This window comes from Streptomyces sp. NPDC004561 (assembly GCF_053602155.1).
On the sequence record NZ_JBSGDB010000761.1, the window covers coordinates 1 to 2692 of the forward strand.

At 72.1% G+C, this 2692-nt stretch carries 4 protein-coding genes; 1 reads left to right on the forward strand and 3 read right to left on the reverse strand.

Features of this window, described 5'->3' with window-relative positions:
- Positions 1–114: 114 nt before the first annotated feature.
- Positions 115–975: an esterase/lipase family protein gene (locus tag ACWEN3_RS44860; RefSeq protein WP_452983994.1), complete on the reverse strand. Its 861-nt coding sequence runs from the start codon at positions 973–975 to the stop codon at positions 115–117.
- A gap of 170 nt (positions 976–1145) precedes the next feature.
- Positions 1146–1592 carry a MarR family winged helix-turn-helix transcriptional regulator gene (locus tag ACWEN3_RS44865; RefSeq protein ID WP_452983996.1) on the reverse strand — a complete coding sequence of 149 codons (447 nt, stop codon included), beginning with the start codon at positions 1590–1592 and terminating at the stop codon, positions 1146–1148.
- 84 nt (positions 1593–1676) lie between these two features.
- Between ACWEN3_RS44865 and ACWEN3_RS44870 the strand changes: the two genes are divergently transcribed.
- Positions 1677–2051, forward strand: coding sequence for a cupin domain-containing protein (locus tag ACWEN3_RS44870; protein WP_452983998.1), 375 nt, complete (start codon positions 1677–1679; stop codon positions 2049–2051).
- Here the strand turns inward: ACWEN3_RS44870 and ACWEN3_RS44875 are convergent.
- The coding region (locus ACWEN3_RS44875; RefSeq protein ID WP_452983999.1) for a DinB/UmuC family translesion DNA polymerase at positions 2029–2692 on the reverse strand (664 nt) is incomplete at its 5' end. The two genes, ACWEN3_RS44870 and ACWEN3_RS44875, sit on opposite strands and share 23 nt — an antisense overlap.

Consider the following 2692-nt stretch of genomic DNA (forward strand, 5'->3'; position numbering starts at 1 on the left):
GGGGGCCGGGGCTGGTGGTGGGTTGGGGGGGGGCGGCGGCGCCGGGTAGCGGGGGGGGGGGGGGGGTCGGGGCCGGCTGCGGGCGGGGAGGCGCCGCCCCGCCCCCGGCGGCGGTCAGCTGAGGGCCGAGGCGCAGGTGGTGGCGGTGGCGTGGGCCGGGTCGAGGGCGTTGGCGACCTCGTGGAAGGCGATCCGGTCGAACAGGCCGATCGCCACGTGTTCGGAGAGGTCGAGCGAGCACAGGTCCTGGAGCAGGACGTTGTGGACGTCCGAGCCGCTCAGGTACTGGCTGCGCCATGGGGTGGCCACCTCGTCGTACTTCGTCGCGATGACCGTGTAGTGCACGCCGGGAACGGTGTCGCCGCCCGCGTTGAGCTTGGTGAGGAAGTCGGAGCCGGGGATCTGGTCGCCGAGGCCGGGGGTGGTCGCCTTGATCAGGTCGGCGGCGCCGGGGAAGTACGGCAGCAGGTTGGCGAGTCCGCTCAGGGTGGCGCCGTGGTTGTCGGGTGCGATGCCGACGAGCGCGCCGACCTTGTCCGCTCCGCCGAGGAACTTCAGGTAGTAACGGGGCATCAGGCCGCCCTGGGAGTGACCGACCAGGTCGGCCTTGGCGGCTCCGGTCGCGCTGAGCACCTTGTCCACGAAGGCGGACAGCTGCGCGGCCGACCGGTCGATGGGGCCGAGGCCGTAGAAGAGGGGGACGCCGGTCAGCTGGCCGTAGTCGAGGGAGAAGACGCAGTATCCGCGGGTCTCCAGGTAGGGGGCGAGGGAGAGCCAGTTGTCGACCGAGTTGCCCAGGGTGCCGTGGACGAGGACGACGGGGCGGGGGTGGGCGGCGGAGGGCTTGCAGGACCAGTCGTTCCAGCCCCGGCTCGGGGCGGTGTCGGCGTGGGCGGTGGCGGCGGGGACGGCGGCGACGACGGCTGTCAGGAGCAGGGCGGCGAGGGGTCTGAGCACTCGTTTCCAGGGCAGCATCGGGTGATCTCCTTGCGGCTCAAGGGAGGTACGACGGCCTGTCCCTGTGATCCGGATCACGAGGATGCTGTTCACTCGTCAAGTTACGGGCGAGTAGTGCAAGTGTGAAGTTACGCGCGAGTAAAAACTTCCAGTGATAACCAGAGCCACACCGGCGCGCTGACGAAACGTCACCAGGCAGGCCGCATCGGACCATAGGGCGTGATCCGCGCCAAACCCGCCCACAACGCGCGCACTTCACTCTCGCCAAGGAGTTCGACCCATTCCCCGACCACCCCGGCGGCCGCCTCCTCCGCCGCCCGGGTGCAGGCCCACCCGCGCTCGGTCAGCACGATCAGCCGGGCCCGCGCGTCCTGCGGGTGCGGCCGCCGTTCGGCGTACCCCTTGCGGACGATCTCGTCCACCAGCTGGCTCGCCGCCTGCTTGGTCACGCCGAGATGCGCGGCCAGTTCGGTGACGGTGGCCCCGTCCGGGGCGAGTCGCGCGAAGGCGAAGCCGTGCGCGGGCCGCAGATCGGTGAAGCCGCGGGCCACCACCCCGTCGTGGATGCGATGCGTGAGATCGCCCGCCGCGGCGAGCAGGCTGGCGGACAGGGCCATGGCTTCGGAGTTCTGCACGGAGGCATTGAAACACCCTTGACGTTTTGGTCAAGCAGCCTGACTATATGGTCAAGCTACTTGACCATATGAACGGAGACCACCATGCCCTTCGTCCGCTCCTCCGAGGCCACGACCCACGAGATCCACGGCGCCCGCTTCGTCTCGTACGCCACCCCGCTCACCGGCAGCGGGGAGCTGTGCGCCTGGCGCGGCGAGATCCCGGCCGGCACCCGGGCGCCCGCCCACACCGTCAGCCGCGAGGAGATCTTCCATCTGCTCGTCGGCGACCTGCTCATCACCCTCGACGACCGCACCGAGCGCGTCTCCGCGGGCGACACGGTGATCGTGAACGCCGGTTCGACCCTGGCCGTGGAGAACCCGACCGGTCACACGGCGATCTCCTGGGTCACCACCTCCGTCGGCCTGACGGCCGAACTGGCGGACGGCACCCGCATCACGCCGCCGTGGGCCAACTGACCCCGTCCGCACCGGACCGGGCCGCCAGCCTCCCGGGCATCACCGCCCGCGGCCCGAACTTCGCTCGCGCGCGGTCCGCGACCTCCTCGATCCGGCGGACCTTCTCGTCCACCGGATCGAAGGTGAGCTGGTAGGAGGCCTGCTCGGCGGGGGTCAGGCCCTCGGCGCGCAGGGCGAGGGCGCGGACCCGGGCACGCTGGAGGCCGAGCGCCTCGTACATGCCGTAGGCCGCCCTGCTCAGGGCCGCCGAGTGCGCGGTCGGCTCCTTCAGGGCGCGGCTGCGGGTGGTCGAAGAGCGGGGGAGGTCGGCGTAGCGCACGGTGAGGGTCAGGGTGCGGCAGACCTTCCCCACCGCGCGCAGCCGGGCGCCCAGTTCCTCGGCGGCGGACAGCAGCGCCCCGCGGTGCCGGTCGGGATCCAGTTCGTCGGTGTCGAAGGGCCGTTCGGCGGCCAGGGACCGCGACACGGAGTTCGGGACGACCCGGCCCCGGTCGACGCCGCTCGCCTTCTCGCGCAGCTCTCGGCCCGCCTTCGCGCCGATCAGCCGCTGGAGCGTGGACGGCGGCGCGGCGGCGACCCGGCCCAGGGTGTCCAGGCCGTACTCGCACAGGGTGCGGGCGGTCGCCGTGCCGACGCCGGGC